The organism is Nocardioides szechwanensis, assembly GCF_900103935.1.
GTDB lineage: Bacteria > Actinomycetota > Actinomycetes > Propionibacteriales > Nocardioidaceae > Nocardioides > Nocardioides szechwanensis.
The window spans coordinates 41,113-63,356 of the sequence record NZ_FNIC01000013.1 but is presented as its reverse complement, the minus strand read 5'-3'; the positions used below and the strand labels follow the sequence as shown (position 1 = coordinate 63,356).

The 22,244-nt window shown below is 71.0% G+C and carries 18 protein-coding genes; 10 read left to right on the top strand and 8 right to left on the bottom strand.

What is annotated here, in order from left to right; all coding sequences use genetic code 11:
• On the top strand, nucleotides 1–469 hold a 469-nt coding region (locus BLR90_RS20330; RefSeq protein WP_143016291.1), incomplete at its 5' end, for an IS30 family transposase.
• A 61-nt stretch (nucleotides 470–530) separates the two neighbouring features.
• On the opposite strand, the gene BLR90_RS20325 is transcribed toward BLR90_RS20330, so the two are convergent.
• The 6 genes from BLR90_RS20325 to BLR90_RS20300 all read right to left on the bottom strand — a co-directional run bounded on the left by BLR90_RS20325 (nucleotide 531) and on the right by BLR90_RS20300 (nucleotide 8,734).
• On the bottom strand, nucleotides 531–1,274 hold the full coding sequence (locus tag BLR90_RS20325) for a succinate dehydrogenase/fumarate reductase iron-sulfur subunit (RefSeq protein ID WP_091027061.1): 744 nt from the start codon (nucleotides 1,272–1,274) through the stop codon (nucleotides 531–533).
• Between the two features lie 68 nt (nucleotides 1,275–1,342).
• Complete coding sequence (locus BLR90_RS20320) at nucleotides 1,343–3,325, bottom strand: fumarate reductase/succinate dehydrogenase flavoprotein subunit (protein ID WP_218029490.1); 1,983 nt, start codon at nucleotides 3,323–3,325, stop codon at nucleotides 1,343–1,345.
• 63 nt (nucleotides 3,326–3,388) lie between these two features.
• Nucleotides 3,389–4,105, bottom strand: a complete 717-nt coding sequence (locus BLR90_RS20315; RefSeq protein WP_091027059.1) for a succinate dehydrogenase cytochrome b subunit — start codon at nucleotides 4,103–4,105, stop codon at nucleotides 3,389–3,391.
• An 85-nt stretch (nucleotides 4,106–4,190) separates the two neighbouring features.
• Nucleotides 4,191–7,022 (bottom strand): helix-turn-helix transcriptional regulator, encoded by a 2,832-nt coding sequence (locus tag BLR90_RS20310; RefSeq protein ID WP_170254407.1) that lies wholly within the window; start codon nucleotides 7,020–7,022, stop codon nucleotides 4,191–4,193.
• Nucleotides 7,023–7,044: 22 nt separating this feature from the next.
• The gene (locus BLR90_RS20305; RefSeq protein ID WP_091027058.1) at nucleotides 7,045–7,674 is read right to left on the bottom strand and encodes an MBL fold metallo-hydrolase; all 630 of its coding nucleotides are present in this window, start codon (nucleotides 7,672–7,674) and stop codon (nucleotides 7,045–7,047) included.
• 7 nt (nucleotides 7,675–7,681) lie between these two features.
• A complete protein-coding gene (locus BLR90_RS20300) occupies nucleotides 7,682–8,734 on the bottom strand; it encodes a glycosyltransferase (protein ID WP_091027057.1) in 1,053 nt (350 codons plus the stop codon).
• Between the two features lie 128 nt (nucleotides 8,735–8,862).
• Here BLR90_RS20300 and BLR90_RS20295 point away from each other — a divergent pair, with 128 nt between their 5' ends.
• The 4 genes from BLR90_RS20295 to BLR90_RS20280 all read left to right on the top strand — a co-directional run bounded on the left by BLR90_RS20295 (nucleotide 8,863) and on the right by BLR90_RS20280 (nucleotide 13,434).
• On the top strand, nucleotides 8,863–9,882 hold the full coding sequence (locus tag BLR90_RS20295; RefSeq protein ID WP_091027056.1) for an LLM class flavin-dependent oxidoreductase: 1,020 nt from the start codon (nucleotides 8,863–8,865) through the stop codon (nucleotides 9,880–9,882).
• A gap of 105 nt (nucleotides 9,883–9,987) precedes the next feature.
• The gene (locus tag BLR90_RS20290; RefSeq protein WP_091027055.1) at nucleotides 9,988–10,773 is read left to right on the top strand and encodes a hypothetical protein; all 786 of its coding nucleotides are present in this window, start codon (nucleotides 9,988–9,990) and stop codon (nucleotides 10,771–10,773) included.
• Nucleotides 10,770–12,641, top strand: coding sequence for a fumarate reductase/succinate dehydrogenase flavoprotein subunit (locus tag BLR90_RS20285; RefSeq protein ID WP_245715430.1), 1,872 nt, complete (start codon nucleotides 10,770–10,772; stop codon nucleotides 12,639–12,641). The genes BLR90_RS20290 and BLR90_RS20285 overlap by 4 nt, the downstream gene beginning before the upstream one ends.
• Nucleotides 12,642–12,651: 10 nt before the next feature.
• Complete coding sequence (locus tag BLR90_RS20280; protein ID WP_091027054.1) at nucleotides 12,652–13,434, top strand: succinate dehydrogenase/fumarate reductase iron-sulfur subunit; 783 nt, start codon at nucleotides 12,652–12,654, stop codon at nucleotides 13,432–13,434.
• Between the two features lie 84 nt (nucleotides 13,435–13,518).
• Here the strand turns inward: BLR90_RS20280 and BLR90_RS20275 are convergent, their stop codons facing one another.
• Complete coding sequence (locus tag BLR90_RS20275) at nucleotides 13,519–13,935, bottom strand: hypothetical protein (RefSeq protein WP_143016290.1); 417 nt, start codon at nucleotides 13,933–13,935, stop codon at nucleotides 13,519–13,521.
• A gap of 48 nt (nucleotides 13,936–13,983) precedes the next feature.
• Between BLR90_RS20275 and BLR90_RS20270 the strand changes: the two genes are divergently transcribed.
• From BLR90_RS20270 to BLR90_RS20250, 5 genes are all read left to right on the top strand, one after another.
• Nucleotides 13,984–14,712 (top strand): ribbon-helix-helix domain-containing protein, encoded by a 729-nt coding sequence (locus BLR90_RS20270; RefSeq protein WP_091027052.1) that lies wholly within the window; start codon nucleotides 13,984–13,986, stop codon nucleotides 14,710–14,712.
• 84 nt (nucleotides 14,713–14,796) lie between these two features.
• A complete protein-coding gene (locus BLR90_RS20265; RefSeq protein ID WP_091027051.1) occupies nucleotides 14,797–16,539 on the top strand; it encodes a methylmalonyl-CoA mutase family protein in 1,743 nt (580 codons plus the stop codon).
• Nucleotides 16,536–18,725 (top strand): methylmalonyl-CoA mutase, encoded by a 2,190-nt coding sequence (gene scpA, locus BLR90_RS20260; RefSeq protein ID WP_091027050.1) that lies wholly within the window; start codon nucleotides 16,536–16,538, stop codon nucleotides 18,723–18,725. The genes BLR90_RS20265 and scpA overlap by 4 nt, the downstream gene beginning before the upstream one ends.
• A complete protein-coding gene (meaB, locus tag BLR90_RS20255; protein ID WP_091027049.1) occupies nucleotides 18,718–19,698 on the top strand; it encodes a methylmalonyl Co-A mutase-associated GTPase MeaB in 981 nt (326 codons plus the stop codon). Before scpA ends, meaB begins: the two co-directional genes overlap by 8 nt.
• A gap of 50 nt (nucleotides 19,699–19,748) precedes the next feature.
• Nucleotides 19,749–20,951 (top strand): amidohydrolase, encoded by a 1,203-nt coding sequence (locus BLR90_RS20250; RefSeq protein ID WP_091027048.1) that lies wholly within the window; start codon nucleotides 19,749–19,751, stop codon nucleotides 20,949–20,951.
• On the opposite strand, the gene BLR90_RS20245 is transcribed toward BLR90_RS20250, so the two are convergent.
• Nucleotides 20,948–22,243: an ABC transporter permease gene (locus BLR90_RS20245; protein ID WP_091027047.1), complete on the bottom strand. Its 1,296-nt coding sequence runs from the start codon at nucleotides 22,241–22,243 to the stop codon at nucleotides 20,948–20,950. The two genes, BLR90_RS20250 and BLR90_RS20245, sit on opposite strands and share 4 nt — an antisense overlap.
• Nucleotide 22,244: the final 1 nt, after the last annotated feature.

The window sequence follows — 22,244 nt, the reverse complement described above, 5'->3', positions numbered from 1 at the left end:
CGTGGGGGCGTACTCGAAGTCTGCGATCGGGACCCTGGTCGAGAGGACGACCGGGTTCGTGGCCCTGCTCCACCTACCCGAGAATCACGGCGCGGACGCTGTCGCTGAAGCGATGATCGAAGCGATGAGCCGGCTCCCAGAAACCCTGCGCAAGACCATGACCTGGGACCAGGGAAGCGAGATGGCCAACCACGTCCAGATCGCCGCTGCGACCGATCTCGACATCTACTTCTGTGATCCCCACTCGCCCTGGCAGCGCGGGACCAACGAGAACACCAACGGTCTGTTGCGCCAGTACTTCCCCAAAGGCACCGACCTCTCGGTCTACGCCCCCGACTACCTCGAGCACGTCGCGAGGAAGCTCAACAACCGGCCCCGCAAACGACTTGGGTTCAAGACCCCGGCCGAGGCCCTCGACGAACTACTCTCACAGCCACACGATCCACACGGTGTTGCATCCACCGCTTGAATCCACCCGTTGACCCGCCCGAAAGTTTCGGGCGGGTCAACGTGGAGTCGCGGGTGAAGCCCTACTTGCCGTGGCGGAGGGCGGCGTGGAGGTCCCAGTTGAGGCGGGAGATCACGTCGAGCGGGATCTCCTTGGGGCAGGCGGCGGTGCACTCGCCGATGTTGGTGCAGCCGCCGAAGCCCTCGTGGTCGTGCTGGCCGACCATGTTGACGACGCGGGAGTCGCGCTCGGCCTGGCCCTGCGGCAGCTCGCCGAGGTGGGTGATCTTGGCGCCGAGGAACAGCGAGGCCGAGCCGTTGGGGCAGGCGGCGACGCAGGCGCCGCAGCCGATGCAGGCAGCCGCCTCGAAGGCGCGGTCGGCCTTGTCCTTGGGCACCGGGGTGGCGTGGGCGTCGGGGGCGGCGCCGGTGTTGACCGAGATGTAGCCGCCCTGCGCGATGATCCGGTCGAGGGCGCCACGGTCGACCACGAGGTCCTTCACGACGGGGAAGGCGTCGGCGCGCCAGGGCTCGACCGTGATCGAGTCGCCGTCCTTGAAGGAGCGCATGTGCAGCTGGCAGGTGGTGGTGACCTCGGGGCCGTGGGCCTCACCGTTGATCATCAGGCCGCACATGCCGCAGATGCCCTCGCGGCAGTCGGAGTCGAACGCGATCGGCTCCTCACCCTTCGCGTTGAGCTCCTCGTTGAGCACGTCGAGCATCTCGAGGAAGGACATGTCCTCCGAGACTTCGTCGAGCTCGTAGTTGTGGATCTTGCCCGGCGACGCGCTGTCGGCCTGCCGCCAGATGTTGAGGGTGAGTTTCACGTGTCAGATTCCGCTCGAAGGTCGGCCGCAGGGATGCGGCAGGTGGTGGTGAAGGCAGGTCGGCCGGCTCACTTGTAGCTGCGCTGCTTCATCTCGACGAACTCGTACTCGAGGTTCTCCTTGTGCAGCACCGGCTTCTCATCGAGGCCGGTCCACTCCCAGGCCGCGACGTAGGCGTACTTGCCGTCGTGGCGCAGCGCCTCGCCCTCATCGGTCTGCGACTCGCCGCGGAAGTGACCGCCGCAGGACTCGCGCCGGTTGAGGGCGTCGATGCACATGAGCTCGCCGAGCTCGAAGAAGTCGGCGACGCGTCCGGCCCGCTCGAGCGACTGGTTCATCGTCTCGGCGGAGCCGAGCACCTTCACGTTGCGCCAGAAGTCGTCACGCAGCGAGCGGATCAGGTCGATCGCCTTCTTCAGGCCGTCGGCGGTGCGCTCCATGCCGCAGTACTCCCACATGATGTTGCCGAGCTCGCGGTGGTAGGAGTCCACGCTGCGGGTGCCGTTGGTGTTCATGAACTTGTCGATCTGCGCCTGCACCGACTGCTGGGCCTCGACCACGGCGGGGTCGTCCTCGGCCACCTTGTCGAACGGGCCCTCCGCGAGGTAGTCGCGGATCGTGTTGGGCAGCACGAAGTAGCCGTCGGCCAGACCCTGCATCAGCGCCGAGGCGCCGAGACGGTTGGCGCCGTGGTCGGAGAAGTTGGCCTCGCCCGTCACGAACAGCCCCGGGATCGTCGACTGCAGGTCGTAGTCGACCCAGAGGCCGCCCATGACGTAGTGCACGGCCGGGTAGATGCGCATCGGGGTCGTGTAGGGGTCCTCGCCGGTGATCCGGGCGTACATGTCGAAGAGGTTGCCGTACTTCTCCGCGATCGCGTCGTGGCCGAGGCGCTCCATCGCGTCGGCGAAGTCGAGGTAGACACCACGCCGTACGCCGTCGACCTCGGGGCCGACGCCGCGGCCCTCGTCGCACATGTTCTTGGCCTGGCGGCTCGCGATGTCGCGGGGGACCAGGTTGCCGAACGCCGGGTAGATCCGCTCGAGGTAGTAGTCGCGGTCCTCCTCGGGGATGTCGCGCGGGTTCTTCTCGCAGTCGGCCTTCTTCTTCGGCACCCAGATCCGGCCGTCGTTGCGCAGCGACTCGCTCATCAGCGTGAGCTTGGACTGGTGGGAGCCGGAGACCGGGATGCAGGTCGGGTGGATCTGCGTGTAGCAGGGGTTGGCCATCAGGGCGCCCTTGCGGTGGGCGCGCCAGCTCGCCGTGACGTTGGAGCCCATGGCGTTGGTGGAGAGGAAGAAGACGTTGCCGTAGCCGCCGTTGGCGAGCACGACGACATCGGCGAAGTAGGTCTCGATCTCGCCGGTGACCAGGTCGCGCACGATGATGCCGCGGGCCCGTCCGTCGACGACGATCAGCTCGACCATCTCGTGGCGCGAGTAGCACTTGACCGTGCCGGCGGCGACCTGGCGCTCGAGGGCCTGGTAGGCGCCGATCAGCAGTTGCTGGCCGGTCTGGCCGCGGGCGTAGAACGTGCGGGAGACCTGGACGCCGCCGAAGGAGCGGTTGTCGAGGAGGCCGCCGTACTCACGCGCGAACGGGACGCCCTGCGCGACGCACTGGTCGATGATGTTGCGGCTGACCTGGGCGAGCCGGTAGACGTTGGACTCGCGAGCGCGGTAATCGCCGCCCTTGATCGTGTCGTAGAAGAGGCGGAAGACGGAGTCGCCGTCGCCCTTGTAGTTCTTGGCCGCGTTGATGCCGCCCTGGGCCGCGATCGAGTGGGCACGGCGCGGGGAGTCCTGGTAGCAGAAGGACTTCACGACGTAGCCGGCCTCGCCGAGCGTGGCGGCGGCGGCCGCTCCGGCCAGACCCGTGCCGACCACGATCACCGAGAGCCGGCGGCGGTTGGCGGGGTTGGCGATGCGGGCCTCGAACTGCCGGGTGTCCCAGCGCTCCTCGAGGGGACCCTGGGGCGCCTTGGTGTCGGCGATCGGGTCGCCGTCGACGTAGTAGCCGGCCGCGTCGTCGTAGTCGTCGTCCACGTGCATCGTGTGGGACGAGTCGAACGTGTTGGTGGTGTCGGGCATGTCAGTCACGTCGCTGCAGCTTCCTTACTTGGTGATGACGCCGGCGAGGACGAAGATCGGGACCAGCGAGAAGCCGCCGGCGACGACGATCGCGAGGATCGCGCCGATGGCCTTGGCGTTGCGCCGGGCCCGGTCGTTGTTGGTGAGGCCGAGCGTCTGGGCCGAGCTCCAGATCCCGTGGTGCAGGTGCATCCCCAGCGCGACCAGCGCGACGAGGTAGATCACCGTCATCCACCACACGTCGAAGGTGTCGACCAGCAGGTTGTAGGGGTCGCCGGCCGCGGACCCGGTGTCGCCGGTGTTGGGGTTGACCTTGACGATCGTGAAGTTGAGCAGGTGCCAGATGATGAAGACCAGGATCGTCAGGCCGCCCCAGCGCATGGTGCGCGAGGAGACGGACGAGGCCTTGTTCTTCGTCACGACGTACTTGACGGTGCGGGCCTTGCCGGCGCGGCGCCACAGGGCCACGGCGCAGCCCACGTGGACGATGATGGCGGCGAGCAGGCCGATGCGAAACAGCCAGAGGAAGCCCTCGTGCGGCAGCAGCGGCTCGCCGATGACCCGCAGGTGGTAGGCGTACTCGTTGAACGAGTCGTGCCCCCCGAAGGCCTTGAGGTTGCCGTACATGTGCGCCAGCACGAAGCCGATGAAGAGGACGCCGCTGACGGCCATCAGCATCTTCAGCGCGATCGTCGAGCGCGATGCGCGCGAGCCCTTTACCAGGGTTGGTCGAGTCGTCATTGCCACAGCAACGCACTTTAGTGCTGGTACCCGTGGGTAATGACCACGGGTGGTGTGACATAGCCCCGGTTAGGGTGCCCTTACGTCAACCGAGGGCCCCGGCGAGCTCGCGCCGGTTGGCGATGCCGAGCTTGGTGTAGACCCGCCCGAGGTGGTTCTCGACCGTCTTGGGCGAGACGAAGAGCTCGTGCGCGATGTCGCGGTTGCTGCGCCCGGACACGGCCAGCGACGCCACGCGCCGCTCGCTCGCGGTGAGCGACTCGGGACCGGGGGCGATCAGGCGGCGCGGTCGGTCGCCCAGTGCCTGAAGGGCTCCCGCGATCCGCGTCTGCAGCGCCGTGGCGCCGCAGGCCAGGGCGAGGTCGGCGGCCCGGGTGAGCAGCTCGCGGGACTCGGTGCGGCGCCTGAGGGCGCGTTGCGTCTCGGCGAGGTCGACCAGGGACTTGGCCTGCTCGAGCCGGTCCGGGCTGTTCTCGAGTACGACGGTCGCCTCGGCGAGCAGCCCCTCCCGCACCGCGGCGTCGGGCTCGAATCGCGCCGCGACCCGCATCGCGGCACCGAGGTCGCCCGGAGCTCCGCTGCGGCGCGCGAGGGCGAGGTGGTCGTCGAGCGTGGCGCGGGCCCGCTCGTCGTCGCCGAGCCGTGAGTAGGCGACCGCGGCCGGCAGCCGCCAGGCCAGGGCGGTGGGATCGACGTCGGCCTCCCGCGCCTCGCGCTGGAGGGTGTCGAGGTGCTGGAGCGCGCCGTGCGGGTCGTCCGCGGCGAGGCTGATCCGGGAGCGCAGCTCGTGGAGCCACAGCATCGGGATGACGCGCAGCTCCCGGGCCTGCGCGTCGAAGTCGTCAATCCAGGCCCGGGCGGCGGGGAGGTCGCGGCGCTCGAGCGCGGTGTAGCCACCCATGTGGGCGGCGGTGGCACGAAGCGAGAGGACCTCGGGGCCCTCGGGCTCGTGCTGGATGGCGGCGACGACGGCCTCGGCCTCGGCCTCGGTGGCCGCGACGTCACCGGTGCGCCAGGCGGCGACCATCGCGCAGTTGGCGACCATGGCGAAGTCGAGCGGCGACCCGGCCCGGACGACCCGGGTCAGCGCCCGGTCGATCTCGGTCCTGGCCTCCGGGAGAGCGTCGGCGGTGATCAGCGACATCATCGCGAGCACCCAGCCGACGAGCCCCTCGCCGCGGGCGGCGTCGTCGAACAGGGCGCCCTCGGACAGCGCGCGGCGGGCCAGGTCGGCGATCTCGAGGTGGGAGGCCCCCTCGTAGCGGCCGCGCTGGGCCAGGAGCGCGAGCAGCGTGCGCTCCTGCGGGGTGGCGCCGGCCAGGTGGGCGAACTGCTGGAGGTGCTCGCCGGCGACCCGGCGCTGCGCCGCGACGAAGGAGCGGGTCACCCCGAGGCGTGCCTCGAGCAGCAGCCGTGCGGGCTCCTGCTCGACCGGCGGCCACGCCGCCAGCGCCTCGACCAGCTCGTCGACCGCGACCTCCGCGCCGTCGACGGCGAGGGTGGCCTGGGTGACGGCCGACTGCAGCTCGGCGCGCTGCTGGGCGTCCCCGTCGCTGCCGGCCGACGCGACCGAGGCGCGCAGGTGCTCACGGGCCTCGTGAGGTCGTCCCGCCCGGAGCAGCGTGTGGCCCAGCCGGGCGCGGAGCAGCGCGTCGCCCGGGCGCTCCACGAGTGCCCGCTCCAGGCACGCGGCGGCGACCGACCGGTCGCCGGCGGCGGACGACTCGGAGGCGGCCCGGGCCAACAGCTCGGCCGCGTCGGGCAGGGTGCCGACCGGTGCGGCGAGCAGGTGCGGAGCGAGCTGGCGGGCCGGGGCCTGGCGCGCATGCAGCTCGAGGACGGCGCGGGCGTGCATCGCGGAGGTCTGGAGCGGTCCGAGCGCCGCGACCGTCGCCTCGCGGATGACGGGGTGCACGAACGTGAGGCCGTCGACCCCGCCGATCAGGACGTTGGCGCGCACCAGGGACTCCACGGCGTGGGGGAGCGCCTCGGCGGAGACCGGCGCGACTCGGGCGGCGAGCCACGGGCTGGCCTCGAGGCCGAGCACCGCCGCTGCTCCGGCCAGGGCGAGCGCGTCGGGGGAGAGCCGGCTGAGCATGGCGCGCGAGATCGTGGCCGGCCCCAGACCGCCGATGGCCTGGGCGGTCGAGAGCAGCCCGACGTTGTGGCCGGCGCTGCTGAGCTCGTCGAGCAGGGCCCCGGTCAGGAACGGGTTGCCGCCGCACGCGGCGTGCATCGCCTCGACGACCTCGGGGCACGGCACCACACCGTCGGGGGTGTGGAAGGCGGCGACCGCCACGGGGGAGAGCGGGTCGGGCAGCAGCCGCTCGACCTGTGGCGACACCGTGAGCTCGGTCAGTGGTCCGCTGCCACCCGAGGGCGGACGGGTCGCGACGACCAGCGCGATCGGCAGGTCGGCGATCCGGCGCGCGAGGTAGCCCAGGAACCGCAGCGACGGCTGGTCGGCCCACTGTGCGTCGTCGACGGTGATCAACAGCGGCCGCGTCGACGACAGGTCGATGGCCACCCACCACAGGGCATGCAGCGTGCGGGCGATCTCGGCGTCGGCGGCGTTGCTGTCGGGTGCCACGTCGAGCGCCTGCAGCGCAGCACCCGCGGGACCGTCCAGGATCGCGCTGCGGACGGCGCCGCTGTAGCGCGACACGGACCGCTCCACCATCTGCCGCACGACGCCCCACGCCATCGCGGTCTCGGTCTCGTCGCCCGTCGCCTGGAGCCGCCCGAACCCCCGCTGCTGCGCCAGCTCACGGGTCTCGCGCACCAGCGCCGTCTTGCCGATCCCGGCCTCGCCCTCGATCACGATGACGCGCCCGGACCCCTTGGTGGCCGAGTCGAGGGCCGCGGCGATCCGGACCAGCTCGCTGTCGCGCTCGAGGATCTCGGAGGCGGAGCTCACGGGCGCCTCACCGCTGTGCCCATCACTGGGCCACTCGTTCGAGTACGTCGGGGTCGCGCAGCGGCGGCCCGTGGCCGAACAGCGCGATCGCCGGGCGCAGCGACGCCAGCCGGCGCATCGACTCGCGGTTGACGGCCACGTCGGCGGTCAGGAACGACCAGGGCGCGCTCACCCGGCCGAAGTGGAAGAACACGTCGCCGGCGATCAGCACCCGGTCGGACTCGCGCCACAGGGCGATGTGGCCGGGGGAGTGGCCGGGTACGTCGAGCACCTCGAACCCCGCGACCTCGTCTCCCTCGACCAGGCCGCGCGACACGGCGTACGACGGGACCTTGGGCATCTTCGCCAGCAGCTTGGGCACGATCCCCGGCCCGATCACCGGGGTGGCGGTCTCGATCGCCTCGGCGTCCTTGGCGCCGCACCACAGCGGCAGGTCCATGGCCTCGCAGACCGCGCGGCTGGAGCCGAAGTGGTCGGGGTGGGCGTGGGTGACGGCGTGGGCGCTGACGCGGTGGCCCGAGAGCTCCCTCAGCAGGCGCCGGCGCGCGCCGGGGGTGCCTGCGTCGACGAGGACGTCGCCGACCAGGTAACAGTTGACCATGTGGGGCGGGCGCCCCCCCAGGAGCTGAACTCCAGGCGCGATCTCACGCACGCGGGCATCATATGGGTGAAAACGCGCTCTTTACCTGCGACATGACCGAGACCAGCTCGTCGACCGCGTCGCTCCAGGACCGTTCCAGGGCGAGCTCGCGGCCGCGCGCGCCGAGCAGACCGCGGTGGCGATCGGCCGCGACGGCCTCGACGGCGCGCAGGAAGGCGGCGTCGCCGGGCTCGTGCAGGAGCCCCGTCTCCAGGTTGCGGACCACGTCGGTCGCACCTCCCGAGCGGGGTGCGACGACGGGTACGCCGCTGGCGGCGGCCTCGCGCAGCGCGTGGCTGCAGGTCTCGTGCTCGCCGGGGTGCAACAGCACGTCGAGGGTGGGCAGCGCCACGGTCAGGTCCCCGGTCGCGAGCGTCCCGGTGAACTTGGCGTCGGGCAGCCGCTCCTCGAGCCACCCGCGCTGGGGTCCGTCGCCGATGACGACCGGCCGGATGCCGGGCAGGGACGCCAGCGACGCGAGCCGCCGTACGCCGTGGCGCTTGTGCAGGCTGCCGACGTAGCCGACGACCACGAGCGGCACGTCGCGCGAGCGGGAGCGCGACCAGGAGGAGTGCAGCCAGTCGTCGCGCAGGGCAGGGGTGAACGCCGCGGTGTCGACACCGGGGCGCCAGAGGCCGGCCTCGACGCCGAACTCGGCGGCGCGGTCCACCATCCAGGACGAGGTGACCAGGACCCGGTCGGCACGGGCCGCCACCTTGGCGCGCCAGTAGTCCGAGGTCAGGTCGAGGACCGCCGACTGCTCGACCACGAGCGAGGCGAGTCCGGTGCGCTGAGCGTGCTTCAGCGCCTTGCGACCGAGCGAGCCGGGCGAGGTGACGTGGACCAGGTCCGGGGCGAAGTCGTCGAGCGCGGCGCGCACCTGCGCGCCCACCGGCTCCAGCGGGCGGACCCTCACCACGTCACAGCCGCGGTAGGTGGTCAGGCCGGGGGCCGGGGCGATGATCCGGACCGAGTGCCCGGTGTCGACGAGGCGGTCGGCCACGGCCTTCAGCGTGGTCGTGGTGCCGTCGACGGCGGGATAGAACTTCTCGGTCACGAGAGCGATCCGCATGCACCCAGGCTGGGTGGCCCGCGCGACCACGGTGCTGCGCCCGGGTGGCCGACCGGTGAACAGTGGCCCAGGTCTGTCCCTGGTCTGGCACGGGGAAGTTTGAAGGTTCAACCAGTGTTGCGCTGGACATGAAGAAGATCGGGTTCCTGTCGTTCGGCCACTGGTCCGACTCGCCGCACTCCCAGGCCAGGTCGGCCGCCGACGTGCTGCACCAGTCGATCGACCTCGCGGTCGCCGCCGAGGAGCTGGGGGCCGACGGCGCCTACTTCCGGGTGCACCACTTCGCGCAGCAGCTGGCTTCGCCGTTCCCGCTGCTCGCGGCGGTCGGCGCCCGGACCAGCCGGATCGAGATCGGGACCGGCGTGATCGACATGCGCTACGAGAACCCGCTCTACATGGCCGAGGACGCCGGCGCGGCCGACCTGATCTCGGACGGCCGGCTCCAGCTCGGGATCAGCCGCGGGTCACCGGAGCAGGTCGTCGACGGCTACCGCTACTTCGGCCACGTGCCCCCCGAAGGCACGGACCACGCCGACATGGCCCGCGAGCACACGCGTGTGCTGCTCGAGGTGCTCGAGGGCAAGGGCTTCGCGGAACCCAGCCCGCGCCCGATGTTCCCCAACCCGCCGGGCCTGCTGCGCATCGAGCCGCACTCCGAGGGCCTGCGCGAGCGCATCTGGTGGGGCGCCGGAACCCGGCAGACGGCCGAGTGGACGGCGTACCAGGGGATGAACCTGATGAGCTCGACGCTGCTGAGCGAGGACACGGGCGTGCCCTTCCACCAGCTCCAGGCCGAGCAGATCGAGCGCTTCCGCACCGCGTGGGCCGACGCCGGCCACACCCGGGAGCCCCGGGTCTCGGTCAGCCGCAGCATCTTCCCCGTGGTCAGCGACCTCGACCGCGCCTACTTCGGCCACGAGGGCGGCGGCGGTGACCAGGTCGGCTATCTGGACGGCGGGAAGGCCCGGTTCGGCAAGACGTACGCCGGAACGCCCGACCGCCTGGTGGAGGAGCTGGCCCGCGACGAGGCGGTCGCTGCCGCCGACACGCTGCTGCTCACGATCCCCAACCAGCTCGGTGTCGACTACTGCGCGCACGTCCTGGAGACGGTGCTGAGCGACCTCGCCCCGGGCCTCGGCTGGCGGTGACGCGCTCGCCGAGGTAGTCAGGTCGGCCGAGGTCTGACGGTGTGGCCCCTTTCACATTGGCGGGGCTTTGTGCAGACTCGGGCCCGACTCTCCACGGAGGTGGGCATGACGACTGGCGTGCACGGGCCAACCAGGGCCCGGATCGACGAGAAGACTCTGCGTCCGGACCGATGGTGGCTGTCGCCGCTCGCCACGTTCGTGGTGTTCTCGGGGTTCGTGGTCTTCGCGACGGTGCGAGCCTTCATGGGCGTCGACTACTACGCATCGCCGTATCTCTCGCCCTTCTACTCGCCCTGCCTCGGCGACTGTGTCGAGGGCGCCTCCGACTTCGGGCAGCCGTTCCAGGCGTGGCCGCTGTCCGCGGCGCTGCTCATCCTGGTGTTCCCACTGGGCTTCCGGATGACCTGCTACTACTACCGCAAGGCCTACTACCGGGCCTTCTGGCTCTCGCCGCCGGCGTGCGCCGTCGCGGAGCCCAAGACCAAGTACACCGGTGAGACCCGCTTCCCGCTGCTGATCCAGAACGTCCACCGCTACTTCTGGTACGCCGCGATCCTGGTCGGCCTGATCCTGACGTACGACGTCGTGCTGGCCTTCCGCAACGAGGACCACGAGTGGGGCCACATGGGCCTCGGCACGCTGCTGATGCTCATCAACGTGGTCCTGATCTGGCTCTACACGCTCTCGTGCCACTCGTGCCGCCACACCGTCGGCGGCCGGCTACGCCACTTCTCCAAGCACCCGGTCCGCTACAAGCTCTGGACCTGGGTCTCCAAGCTCAACGTCAACCACGGCCGCTACGCCTGGTACTCCCTGTTCTCGGTGGCGATCGTCGACTTCTACATTTACCTGCTCGCCACCGGCACCATCGAGGACGTGAAATTCTTTTGAGCACCCCCAACGACCGGCACCCGATGACGGGCAACGAGATGTCCGGGTCCGCCGAGGGCGGCATGGAGCGCCACCAGTACGACGTGGTCGTGGTCGGCGCCGGCGGCGCCGGGCTGAGAGCGGCGATCGCGGCGCAGGACGCCGGAGCGCGTACGGCGATCGTCTGCAAGTCCCTGCTGGGCAAGGCCCACACCGTGATGGCCGAGGGCGGCATCGCGGCCTCCATGGGCAACGTCTACCCGGAGGACAACTGGGAGGTGCACTTCCGCGACACCATGCGTGGCGGGAAGATGCTCAACAACTGGCGGATGGCCCAGCTCCACGCCCAGGAGGCGCCCGAGCGGGTCATGGAGCTCGAGGACTGGGGCGCGCTGTTCGACCGCACCGACGACGGGCTGATCTCGCAGCGCGACTTCGGCGGCCACAAGTACGCCCGGCTCGCCCACGTCGGCGACCGCACCGGCCTCGAGATGATCCGCACGCTTCAGCAGCGGGCGGTGGCGCTCGGGATCGACGTGTTCATGGAGTGCACGATCACCGACCTGATGCTGGACAAGGGAGCCGGGGAGTCCAAAGTTTCGGGGGCCTTCGGCTACTGGCGTGAGACCGGCCGGTTCGTGATGTTCGAGACCCCGACCGTCATCCTCGCGACCGGCGGCATCGGCAAGTCGTTCAAGGTGACCTCCAACTCGTGGGAGTACACCGGCGACGGCCACGCGCTCGCGATGCGGGCCGGCGCCTCGCTGATCAACATGGAGTTCGTGCAGTTCCACCCGACGGGCATGGTCTGGCCGCCCTCGGTCAAGGGGCTGCTGGTCACGGAGTCGGTGCGCGGCGACGGCGGCATCCTGAAGAACTCCGAGGGCAAGCGGTTCATGTTCGACTACATCCCGGAGTTCTTCAAGAGCGAGACGGCCGACACCGTGGAGGAGGCCGACCGCTGGTACGACGACAAGAAGAACAACCGCCGGCCACCGGAGCTGCTGCCGCGTGACGAGGTCGCCCGCGCGATCAACTCCGAGATCAAGGCGGGCCGCGGCACGCCCCACGGCGGCATCTACCTCGACATCGCGTCGCGGCGCTCGCCGGAGTTCATCCGCAAGCGGCTGCCGTCGATGTACCACCAGTTCAAGGAGCTCGCCGACGTCGACATCACCGCCGAGCCGATGGAGATCGGCCCGACCTGCCACTACGTCATGGGTGGGGTCGAGGTCGACGCCGACACCCAGCAGAGCGCCGTCACCGGGCTCTACGCCGTGGGCGAGTGCAGCGGCGGCATGCACGGCTCCAACCGGCTGGGCGGCAACTCGCTCGGCGACCTGCTGGTCTTCGGCAAGCGCGCCGGCGAGGCGGCCACGGCGTACGCGACCTCGCTCGGCAGCGACCGGCCGAAGGTCGTCGAGGCCGACGTGAAGGCCGCCGAGGTGAGCGCGTTGGCGCCGTTCGAGGTCGAGGGCGGCGAGAACCCCTACTCCATCCAGTCCGACCTCCAGGAGTCGATGAACGACCTGGTCGGCATCATCCGTACCGCCCCCGAGCTCGAGCAGTCGCTGCGCGAGATCGCGGCGTTCAAGGAGCGCGCGGCCGCGATGAAGGTCGAGGGCCACCGCCAGTACAACCCCGGGTGGCATCTCGCGCTCGACCTGCGCAACATGCTGATCGTCAGCGAGTCCATCGCGAAGGCGGCGCTGGCGCGCGAGGAGTCGCGCGGCGGTCACACCCGCGACGACTTCCCCGGCCCGGACGCCGTCTGGGGCACCAAGAACCTCGTGGTCAACCTCGACGCCGACGGCACCGGCGTGGAGCTCACCGAGAAGCCGCTGCCGGAGATGCCGGACGAGCTCAAGAAGTACTTCGAGAGCAAGTGAGGGGACGACCATGGGTTACCAGCTGAAGATGCGGGTGTGGCGTGGCGACCAGTCCGGCGGCGACCTCGGCGACTACACCGTCGAGGTGTCCGAGGGCGAGGTCGTGCTCGACGCACTGCACCGGGTCCAGGCGACCCAGGCCGGCGACCTGGCGATCCGCTGGAACTGCAAGGCCGGCAAGTGCGGCTCGTGCAGCGCCGAGATTAACGGCAAGCCGCGGCTGCTCTGCATGACCCGGCTCTCCGACTTCGACGAGGGCGAGACCATCACGGTCACGCCGATGCGCTCGTTCCCGGTGATCCGCGACCTGGTCACCGACGTGTCGTTCAACTACGAGAAGGCGCGCGAGCTGCCGTCGTTCGCGCCGCCGCCACGCGACAAGGACAACAAGCGGCGGATGGCGCAGGTCGACGTCGAGCGGGGCCAGGAGTTCCGCAAGTGCATCGAGTGCTTCCTCTGCCAGAACGTCTGCCACGTCGTACGCGACCACGAGGAGAACAAGCCCGCCTTCGCCGGCCCGCGCCTCTTCCTGCGCTACGCCGAGCTCGACATGCACCCCCTCGACACCCACGACCGGCGCGAGCTCGCCCAGGGCGCCGCCGGCCTCGGGATGTGCAACATCACCAAGTGCTGCACCGAGGTCTGTCCCGAGGGAATCAAGATCACCGACAACGCGATCATCCCGATGAAGGAGCGCGTCGTCGACCGCAAGTACGACCCGCTGGTCTGGCTCGGCAACAAGATCGGGCTGCGTACGAAGGACAACGAGGGCCGCACCGAGGTCGTGGAGTGACTTCGTCACTCCATAGGGAGTACTCGCTTCGCTCGTACTCCCGCCGCGTGGAGTGACTTCGTCACTCCATAGGGAGAGCGCCCGTCAGCCGGGGCCGTCGCCGACGGTCTGCGGGGGAGTGTCGCCGTGGCGGATCTGGTCGGCGAGCGCGTGGATGCGGATCCCGCTGGCCTGCCAGTCGCCGGCCGGCTCGTCGTACCAGATGTGGAAGCCGCGGCGGGCCTCGACCGTCCAGTGCTGCCCGAACAGCGCGCGAGCCAGCAGGGCGAACGGGATGACCAGGAAGAGCAGCAGCAGCTCGAGGGCGGCGACGATCGCGAGCAGGATGAACGGGATCGCGATGATCAGGAAGATGATGCCGATCACGAGGCTGATCGGGTTGTCGCCGAGGCTCCCCACGCCCGTGGGCATGTTGGGCAGGACGCCCTTGAGCCGGCGGCGCCAGGGGACCCAGCGACGGGTCACGCGCCAGGTCTGCCCCGACGGATCCTTCACCTTCACCCGCACAGGCTAGGCATCGCGGAGGCCGCCGCCGTGCCACCATGCCGGATGGCCACGACCCAGCCCACCCAGCACGCCCCTGTCCGCCGCGCGATCGTCACGGTCACGATCGTGTCGTTCTCGGTGGCCGCGCTCCTCGGGGTGCTGGCGCTGCTCGGCGGTGACTTCGGGGACACCCAGGTCCGGGTCCTGCTCACGACGGTCACCGTCGGGGTCGTCAGCATCGGGGTGCTCTGCTACCTCAGCACCGCCGGTACGTCGTTCCAGCTGGTCGGGGTGCTCGGCGGGGTCTCGGTGCTGGTCCCCCTCGGGACCGCCCTGGTGCTCATCTGGGCGGAGGACCGGCTCCGCTCCAACGACGAGGCGGTCTTCCAGGCCTTCGGTGTCGGGGCGATCGTGGCCGGCACGCTCGCGCAGGCCTGTCTGCTGCTGGCGATCGCGCACCGGAAGGGCCCCGTGGTCCGGGTCCTGCTCGCACTCACGCTGGTGCTGGCGGGACTGCTCGCCGCCATCCTGAGTGCGCTGGTGCTGGGTGGTGCCCCCGACGAGGACTACGTGGCCCGCGCGGTCGGCGTGATCGCCATCCTCGACGTGCTGGGCACCGTCGTCGTCGCGGCGCTCGCCAAGTTCGGCCCCGGTCCGGAGGGTGTCGAGAAGGTCTCCGTCCCGGAGGGCCTGGTCGCAGAGCTCGACCGCCGAGCGGCTGCTACCGGCCGCTCGCGAGACGACCTCGCGGCCACCGCGATCGAGCAGTACCTCCGCCACGACGCATCCTGACCAACCAGGACGTAGGTCCCACCGGCCCATCACTAAAGTCACACCGGCTGGTAGGCACCAGCCGCCTACTTCTATGGTTCGAGCATGAGTGTTGACGGGAGTGCGTCCGGCACCGTGGCCGGCGGCCTGGACGAACCCGAGGAGCTGGCGCCCACACCGGGCTCGCTCGAGCTGACCGGCCCTGGAGACCAGGCCGCCGTCGCCGACTGGGAGGCGGCCGCAGCTGCCGTGCTCCGCAAGGCCCGCAGGCTCACCGCGGACGACCCGGACTCCCTGGTCTGGGACAAGCTCGGCCGCAAGACGCTCGACGGGATCACGATCCCCCCGCTCGGCACCGCCGCCGCTCTCGACGACCTGAAGACCAGCGGACGCCCCACCCGCACCGGCGACTGGGACATCCGCGCACACCTCGCCGGCACCGACGCCAAGGCGCTCAACGAGACCGCACTCGTCGACCTGGACGGCGGCGTCACGTCGCTGTGGCTGCAGGTCGGTGCCGACACCGACCTCGCGACCCTGCTCGACGGCGTGCTGCTCGACCTGGCTCCGGTCGTCCTGGAGGCCCCGTCCGGTGCCCAGGCCGCGATCGCCCGTGCCTTCCTCGACGTCCTGGGCGACACCACCCCCGCGCCCGGCACCAACCTCGGCGGCACTGACGACGACCTGGTCGACGTGGCCCGGCTCGCGCTCGAGCGCGGGGTGCTCGGCGTCGTCGTCGACGCCACCCGTGTCCATGACCGCGGGGCGTCCGACGTCCAGGAGCTGGGCTGGTCGATGGCCACCGCGGCCGCCTACCTGCGACGCCTCACCGACGCGGGCATCGACCTCGACGAGGCGCTGGGGCTCTTCGAGTTCCGCTACGCCGCCACCGACGAGCAGTTCCTCAGCATCGCCAAGCTGCGTGCCGCGCGGCGCCTGTGGGCCCGGGTGGTCGAGCTGAGCGGAGGCGCGCCGATCGAGCAGCGCCAGCACGTGGTGACGAGCCGACCGATGATGAGCCGGTACGACCCCTACGTCAACATGCTGCGCACGACCGTCGCCGGCTTCGCCGCTGGCGTGGGTGGGGCCGACTCCGTGACGGTGTTGCCCTTCGACGCCCCGCTGGGAAGTCCCGAGGTGCTCGGCCGCCGGGTCGCCCGCAACACCTCGGCGCTGCTGATGGCCGAGTCGCACGTCGCCAAGGTCGCCGACCCCGCCGGTGGCGCGTACGCCGTCGAGAAGCTCACCGACGACCTCGCGCTGGCCGGTTGGGCCGAGCTCGGACGGCTCGAGGACGACGGGTTCGCGGCGCTCGAGCAGCGCATCGCCGAGACCGTCGACCACCGCGAGACCGAGGTCGCCAAGCGCAAGCGCCCGATCACCGGTCTCACCGAGTTCCCCAACCTCGCCGAGGTGCTGCCCGAGCGACAGCCGGACGGCGCGTTCGACGGTGTCCGCAGCTACGGCGCCAGCTTCGAGGCCCTGCGTGACGAGCCGGCCAAGGCGCCGGTCTTCCTCGCCACGCTCGGCACCATCGCCTCCCACACGGCTCGGGCCACGTTCGCCGCCAACCTCTTCGCCGCCGGCGGGATCGCCACCGAGGTCGCCGGCGCGACGTCCGGCGTCGACGACCTGGTGGCGGCGTACGGCGGTCAGCGGGTCGTGTGCCTGGCCGGCAGCGACCCGACCTACGCCGAGTGGGGCAGCACCGCCGCGGCCGCCCTGCGCGAGGCGGGCGCCACGCACGTGATCATCGCGGGCAAGCCCGTCGACGGCGTCGACGACTCCTGCGCGATGGGCGTCGACGCCTTGGACTTCCTGACCCGGACAAGGGAGAAGCTGACATGAGTGTTCCCAAGAGCTTCTCCGGGTTGTCGCTCACCGGTGACGGGGTCTCGACACGGGCTCCTTCGTCGCCCGGCTCGACCGGCGAGAGTGGCGAGGCGTGGACCAGCCCGGAGGGGATCGACATCCTCCCGGTCTACGGACCCGAGCACCTCGAGGGACTCGACGCGCTCGACACGATGCCCGGCCTGAGCCCGTTCCTGCGAGGCCCCTACCCGACGATGTACACCACGCAGCCGTGGACGATCCGGCAGTACGCCGGGTTCTCGACCGCCGAGGAGTCCAACGCGTTCTACCGCCGCAACCTCGCGGCCGGCCAGAAGGGGCTCAGCGTCGCGTTCGACCTGGCGACCCACCGCGGCTACGACTCCGACCACCCCCGGGTGCGCGGCGACGTCGGCATGGCCGGGGTCGCGATCGACTCGATCTACGACACCCGGACCCTGTTCGACGGCATCCCGCTCGACGAGATGTCGGTGTCGATGACCATGAACGGCGCCGTCCTGCCGGTGCTCGCGCTCTACATCGCGGCGGCCGAGGAGCAGGGGGTGAAGCCGGAGCAGCTCGCGGGGACCATCCAGAACGACATCCTCAAGGAGTTCATGGTCCGCAACACCTACATCTACCCGCCGGCGCCGTCGATGCGGATCATCTCCGACATCTTCAGCTACACCTCGGCGAAGATGCCGCGGTTCAACTCGATCTCGATCTCCGGCTACCACATCCAGGAGGCCGGGGCGACGGCTGACCTCGAGCTGGCCTACACGCTCGCCGACGGCGTCGAGTACATCCGCGCCGGCCTCGACACGGGCATGACGATCGACCAGTTCGCACCGCGGCTGTCGTTCTTCTGGGCGATCGGCATGAACTTCTACATGGAGATCGCCAAGATGCGCGCGGCCCGCGCCCTGTGGGCCCGGCTGGTGCGCGACTTCGACCCGCAGAACCCCAAGTCGCTCAGCCTGCGCACGCACTCGCAGACCAGCGGCTGGTCGCTCACCGCCCAGGACGTCTACAACAACGTGGGGCGCACCTGCATCGAGGCCATGGCCGCCACGCAGGGGCACACCCAGTCGCTGCACACCAACGCCCTGGACGAGGCGATCGCGCTGCCGACCGACTTCTCGGCGCGGATCGCCCGCAACACCCAGCTGCTGCTCCAGCAGGAGAGCGGGACGACCGGCACCATCGACCCCTGGGCCGGCAGCTACTACGTCGAGCGGCTCACCCACGACCTCGCGGAGCGGGCCTGGGCCCACATCCAGGAGGCCGAGGCCGCCGGCGGCATGGCGAAGGCCATCGAGCAGGGCATCCCCAAGATGCGCATCGAGGAGGCCGCCGCCCGCACCCAGGCCCGGATCGACTCCGGCGCGCAGAAGGTCATCGGCATCAACACCTACCGGCTCGCGGCCGAGGACAAGCTCGACGTGCTGCGCGTCGACAACGACGACGTCTACCGCCAGCAGATCGCCAAGCTCGAGCGGCTGCGCGCCGAGCGCAACGACGACGACGTACGCCGTTCGCTCGAGGCACTGACCAGCTCGGCAGAGCGGGGGGCGGAGAAGAGCGACGACCTGTCCGGCAACCTCCTCGCCCTCGCGGTCGACGCGGCCCGGGCCAAGGCGACCGTCGGCGAGATCTCCGACGCGCTCGAGAAGGTCTACGGCCGCCACCAGGCCGTGATCCGTACGATCAGCGGCGTGTTCAGGGAAGAGTCGGGCGACGGCAGCCTCGTGCAGCGGGTCCTCGACGAGACCGCGGAGTTCGAGGAGGCCGAGGGACGCCGTCCTCGCATCCTGGTCGCCAAGATGGGCCAGGACGGCCACGACCGCGGACAGAAGGTGGTCGTCTCGGCGTTCGCCGACATGGGCTTCGACGTCGACGTGGGCCCGCTGTTCTCGACGCCCGAGGAGGTCGCGCAGCAGGCCGTCGACGCCGACGTGCACGTCGTGGGGGTCTCGTCGCTCGCGGCCGGCCACCTCGCGCTGCTGCCGGCGCTCAAGGCCGCGCTGGCCGAGCAGGGACGCCCCGACATCATGGTCACCATCGGTGGCGTGATCCCGCCCGATGACGTGCCCACGCTCCGGGAGATGGGTGCCGCCGCGGTCTTCCTGCCCGGCACCGTGATCGCGGAGTCCGCCCTCGACCTGCTCGCCAAGCTGCGGGACCAGCTCGGTCACGGTGCCTGACGTCTCGGCCCTGGTCACCGGGATCCGCGAGGGCCGACGGGCGTCGGTCTCCCAGGCGATCACGCTCGTCGAGTCCTCGCGCCGGGAGCACCGGCTCCAGGCCCGCGAGCTGCTCACCGAGCTGGCGGGCGACGGCGCCCGGACGGCCGCGGTCCGGGTCGGGATCTCCGGGCTCCCGGGCGTCGGCAAGTCCACGTTCATCGAGGCGCTCGGCACCCGGCTCACGGCGACCGGGCACCGCGTCGGGGTGCTCGCCGTCGACCCGAGCTCGGTGCGCACCGGCGGCTCGGTGCTGGGCGACAAGACCCGCATGTCCCGACTGGCCGCCGACCCCCACGCCTTCATCCGGCCCTCACCGTCGGCCGGCACCCTCGGCGGCGTCGCCAGGGCCACCGTGCAGGCGATGGCGGTGCTCGAGGCGGCGTCGTACGACGTGGTGCTGGTCGAGACGGTCGGCGTCGGGCAGTCGGAGGTCACCGTCGCGGGGATGGTCGACACGTTCCTGTTCCTGACGCTGGCCCGCACGGGTGACCAGCTCCAGGGCATCAAGAAGGGCATCCTCGAGATCGCCGACGTGATCGCGGTCAACAAGGCCGACGGTGATCGGGAGCTGGAGGCCCGGACCGCTGCCCGTGAGCTGGCCGGGGCGCTGCGGCTGGTGCGCGGCAAGGCCGAGTGGGCGCCACCCGTGGTGACCTGCTCCGGTCTCACCGACGTCGGCGTCGATGACCTGTGGGAGTGGGTGCTCGCCCACCGGGCGCACCTCGGCGAGGAGGGGCTGGCCGCCAAGCGCGCCGCCCAGCAGCTCGACTTCACGTGGTCGCTGGTGCGCGACGAGCTCGACCAGCGGCTGCGTCACTCGCCCGGCGTGCGGGCGATCCGCGAGCAGGTCAGCGCCGCCGTGCTGGCCGGCGAGCTGCCCGCCACCGTGGCCGCCGACCGGCTCCTCGCCGCCTACGACGGCGACGTCTGAGGGCCGAGCCAGGTGCCGCGACCAGGGTCGCGTCAACTAACCTGCGAGCAATGGCCAACGACCTCTCCACCCTGATCGCCGACATCGTCGAGAAGCACGACGTCGAGCTCGTCGACCTGCGCCGCGACCTCCACGCGCACCCCGAGCTCTCGTGGACCGAGGTGCGCACGACCAAGGTGGTCGCCGACCGGCTCGCCCTGGCCGGCTGGCGCGTGGACCGGCTGCCCGGCACCGGCCTGATCGCCGAGCTCGGTGAGGGTGACCGGGTGATCGCGCTGCGCGCCGACATCGACGCCCTGCCGGTCACCGACCTGACGGTGGACCCGTGGGCCTCGACCACGCCCGGCATCGCCCACGCCTGCGGCCACGACGTCCACGTGGCCTGCCTGATGGGCGCAGCCCTGGCCCTAGCGGCGCTGGACGAGGCCGGGCGGCTCCCCGGCCGCGTCCGCCTGCTGTTCCAGCCGGCCGAGGAGGTCATGCCCGGTGGCGCCCGGCAGCTCATCCTCGCCGGCGCCCTCGACGACGTGGCCCAGATCTTCGCCCTGCACTGCGACCCCGCCGTCGACGTCGGCCGGGTGGGGCTGCGCAGTGGCGCACTCACCAGCGCCGCCGACAAGATCGTCGTCCACCTGGAGGGCACCGGCGGCCACACGTCCCGGCCGCACCTGACCGGCGACCTGACCTTCGCCCTGGCGAAGGTGATCAACGAGCTCCCCGCCGTCCTCAGCCGGCGGATGGACCCCCGCTCCGGGGTTTCGGTCGTGTGGGGCACCGTGCACGCGGGCGCCGCCGCCAACGTCATCCCCGACCGCGGCGAGGTCGCGGGCACGGTGCGCATCCTCGACGCCGTGGCCTGGACCCTGTGCGAGCCGATCATCCGCGAGGCGGTGCACGACATCGTGCGCCCCTACGGCGTCTCCGCCAGCGTCGACTACCTCCAGGGGGTCCCGCCGGTCGTCAACGACCCGGCCGCCAACGCGCTGGCGATCTCAGCGGTGCGATCGGTCCTCGGCACCCACGGGTCGACCACGGTCCCGCAGAGCCTCGGTGGCGAGGACTTCGGCTGGTACGTCGAGCAGGTGCCGGGCGCGATGCTCCGCCTGGGCACGCGGTTGCCGGGCGGACCGACGTACGACCTGCACCAGGGCGACCTGAGGGTCGACGAGCGGGCGATCGCCATCGGCGCGCGGGTGCTCGCCACGATCGCCGTGATGGCGACCGAGGCGAGCGACGCGCCCGCCCAGGCCTAAGCCTTGATGTAGGGGATGCCGTCGGCTTCCGGTGGTCGGGACCGACCGACGAGCCCCGCCACCGCGAAGATGGTGACGACGTAGGGCAGCATCAGCATGAACTGGCTCGGCACCGGCGACCCGATCACCGACAGCACGTTCTGGAGGTTCTGGGCGAAGCCGAACAGCAAGGCCGCGAGGGTCGCCCGGAGTGGGTCCCACTTGCCGAAGATGACGGCCGCGAGCGCGATGTAGCCGGCACCGCCGGTCAGCTCGCGGTTGAACTGCGAGACCGACACGAGCGTGTACGTCGCGCCTCCGGCGCCGGCGATCAGGCCGGCCAGCAGCACGGTGCGGTAGCGGGTCAGGTTGACCTTGATGCCGACGGTGTCGGCGGCCATCGGGTGCTCACCGACGGCCCGGACCCGAAGGCCCCATCGGGTGCGGTAGAGCGCCCAGCTGATGACCGCGACGGCGACGTACATCAGGTAGACCAGGATCGTCTGGCGGAACAGGATCGGGCCGACGATCGGGATCTCGCCCAGCAGCGGGATCGGGATCCGCTCGAAGCGGGGCGGGCTGTTGAGGGCGGCGGCGTTGGGGGCGAGCACCTGGCTGAACATGAAGCTGGTGATGCCGATGACCAGCACGTTGAGCACCACGCCGACGATGACCTGGTCGACGTAGTAGGTGATGGCGAAGACGCCGAGCACCAGCGCGACCAGGGCGCCGGCGAACATCGCGGCGAGGAGCGCGACCCAGGGCGAGCCCGTGACCGAGCCGATCAGGGCGGCACCGAACGCGCCGAAGAGCAGCTGGCCGTCGATCGCGATGTTGACCACGCCCGCGCGCTCGCCGAGGACCCCGCCGAGGGCGCCGAAGACGAGCGGTACGGCCAGGGCGAGGGCGCCCCCGAGAAGGAAGATCACCGAGATGGTCTCGTCGGCGGCCGCCCAGCCGAGGAAGCCGGTCATGGCGGCGACGCCGAAAAGCGCCACCAGCCAGAGCGGGGTGCGGCGGCCGGAGCGGGCGCACCAGGCGGCGTAGCCGGCGCCGAGCAGCATCAGCACGACCGTCGTCCACGTGATGGCGTCCGAGGGTGCCTTCAGCTCGGGCAGCTTGACGAAGTCGGTCTCGGCCGCGAGCCGGAAGGTGGTGTCGCCCGCGCGCGTCTTGAGGAGCGGGAGCAGGGCGATCAGCACGGCGAACACGCCGAACAGCACCGGAGTCTTCCAGAGCCCCGGCGGGGTCGCGGTGGGCTCGAGCGCGGTGACGGGCGGCTCGTCGGGACGGACGGTGGGCGTGATCGTCATC